Here is a 2,605-nt window from a genome sequence, read left to right as displayed (position 1 = left end):
CAGCTAACGCCGCATTAAGGTGTGAGCGGCGCTTGGCTATACTTGAGCGAAGCGAAAATGCCAAGCGTTGCGAATCACTCTTAAATGCTTTGTTAACTGGCTGCTTCTGCAACCCTTGGATTAGGAATTGATTGAGCTAAAAACTCCGGCATATGATTTGCTGCATTTAAACCACCATCGTGAACTGTGCCTAAATCTTTAGGGTCAACATCAGCAGTCGGCCAAATTTTATTGTGTCCAATAAAGCGATCTAGATTCAATTTATCTAACTCTAGGAAGAAGTAATCCTCCGTTTCACCTCTAGACACACCCGCGGCCCAATACGCAAATGAGCTTGCAATAATGTCTGCAACTTGTACTTGTTTGTGTTTCTTTGAGTCAGCAAACTTGAGGGACTTACCTTTTAGCGGCAAGTCAAACTTACGGCGATCATACCCCAGTTCTACATTTTCCTGAGTCCAATCCATGAGCATAGCGAACATCTCTCTTTGTTTTTCAATGCTATGAGAGTCATCGTGAACTAAATGGAAGCCTTTAGGATACTCTTTACCCCATTGAATACATTGTGTAAATAAAGCAGGAATTGACGGATCAAATGCTGATTTGTCTATGTTCGCCAGTGCGCTATCAATTACCTGTTTAGTTTCAAGAATCTGATCAATATCAGACTTAAAGCCTTCGCTTGAAGATGACGCCTTAACCAATTCAACGCTTGAGTAAAATGCTTCAATTGAAGCTGGCGTTTGTTCCTTAATCATGTTGACAAATAGCTTATACATTTCATCAACTAAATCTTCGGAGCAGAATGACTGTAAACAAATGAACAACATATTTGACAAGGCGATATTTTGACCGTTTACATATAAGTCAACTCCTCTAAGGTGCAACATATGTTCAATCAATAAGTCTACAATTTTTGATGTGACCATAAATCGTTTTAAGAAAACATTCATCTTCACACTAGTAGGGTTGACCGCTGGATCACGCAACATTCGGATAATGCCATCTTGACCTGCTTTGTTTCGTTTAAGCCTTTTGAAATGAAGTTCACTCTCTGCGCGAGAGCCTATCAACTGAAGAAGTCTGTCGGCTTCTTTCTGGGGAAAATCACAACTAGCCAACGTAAATACTGGTTGGTCATTATCCAGTAGATTTGAACCCGTGTTCCCCGACTCATCGAAATAGATAGTAGGAATTAAGCTTTGCTTTCTACGAGTAGCTTCAGCCTTTTGGTTCGCTACCTTTTTCGCTTTAGCTTGCTTTTGCATTCTTTTTTGTTTGCTATTTTTGCTCATTTTTACTCCTGCCAGTTAACGCCGCGTTAAGGGGTGAATGCCGCATAAACCGACTTTCCGCAGACCACTTCCACCACCAAAACTCGCCGTATACCAAAAATGCCACGCGGCATGAATCCCACTTAAACGCTTTGTTAGGTGAATTTATACCGCTGAAAGATAAACGCAAACTTCTCGCTCACTACCTTGCATACGAAGGGTTTGATTTTCTGTGTAAGTAACACCAAGTTTATCGATAACTGACTTTGAACGGTCATTACCAACAAGATGCATGACCTTTAACTCTCGCAATCCATGACTTTCTTTTGCGTACTCAATCAATGCCTTTGAAGCTTCAGTCGCATAACCTTGCCCCCAAAAATCAACGCCCAACCAATAACCCAAGATACCTTGGCCATCTTTTAAGCTCGGTAAACTCACGGCTCCAATAAGCTCTAACGATTCTTTACGGACAATCGCATAAACAATACTCTCCCCGCTGACAAAGCCAATTTCATGTGTTTCGATCCATGAAATTGCATCTGAAATTTTATATGGATGCGGTATGTTTGCCGTCATTTCTGCGATTCGTTTATCACCGGCCAACACGGATACTTGCTCTGCATCAGAGTGTTCAAATGGCCTAAGGATTAAACGTTCCGTTTCTAAAACTTGCTGCATTATTCCTCCAATTCACCTAACGCTGAATTAAGCTGCTACCAACGCACAAAGCCATTGAAAGCAATGCACCGTAACCACCAAACCATTTTGGAACCAATTCAGCCACGCGTTGGTAGTCAGGCTTGAATTTCTTGTTAGGTTGTACTGTTTAACCTTCACCCACTTGGCAAAGAATTCCGCTAGCTTAACGCATTGCGTTGAAGTAATTCGAAGCATTTCACTCAAATTGGCAGACAAATGCGACTAACTTAAAAACAAATGCTCAGTCAGTTTGTTTGATTAAATCAAAGCGCTTTTGCACCAGTGAGACTTTCAACCGACCAACGCGATTTTCCAATGAAGCAACCCACAAACTTTGACATGAGAAGCAGGTAAAGAAACGTGATGATTTGGATAGACCAAGCTAACTTGCTGAAAACCGTAAACGAATGGCTAGAAAATTCCCCGGATCTTTTCCCCAATAATGATGTTTTTCTCTTCGTAAACCTAACGCCAAATTAAGCTGCTACCAACGCACAATGTCACTTTAAGCAATGCACCATAATCACAAAACCATTTTAGAGCAGATTCAGCCACGCGTTGGTAGTCAGGCTTGAATTTTTTGTTAGGTGTTACTGTTTCGCATTCATTAACTTGGCAAAGAACCACTA

General features: G+C 41.2%; 2 protein-coding genes. Both read right to left on the bottom strand.

Features of this window, described 5'->3' with window-relative positions; genetic code table 11:
* Window positions 1-92: 92 nt before the first annotated feature.
* Window positions 93-1,295 carry a DUF3800 domain-containing protein gene (locus PL85_RS18455; RefSeq protein ID WP_115340158.1) on the bottom strand — a complete coding sequence of 401 codons (1,203 nt, stop codon included), beginning with the start codon at window positions 1,293-1,295 and terminating at the stop codon, window positions 93-95.
* 144 nt (window positions 1,296-1,439) lie between these two features.
* Window positions 1,440-1,955, bottom strand: a complete 516-nt coding sequence (locus tag PL85_RS18445; RefSeq protein WP_115340157.1) for a GNAT family N-acetyltransferase — start codon at window positions 1,953-1,955, stop codon at window positions 1,440-1,442.
* Between the last annotated feature and the right edge of the window lie 650 nt (window positions 1,956-2,605).

Source organism: Vibrio anguillarum (assembly GCF_001989995.2).
GTDB classification, from domain to species: domain Bacteria; phylum Pseudomonadota; class Gammaproteobacteria; order Enterobacterales; family Vibrionaceae; genus Vibrio; species Vibrio anguillarum.
The sequence above is the reverse complement of the archived record's forward strand: the minus strand, read 5'-3'. Positions and strand labels throughout refer to the sequence as shown.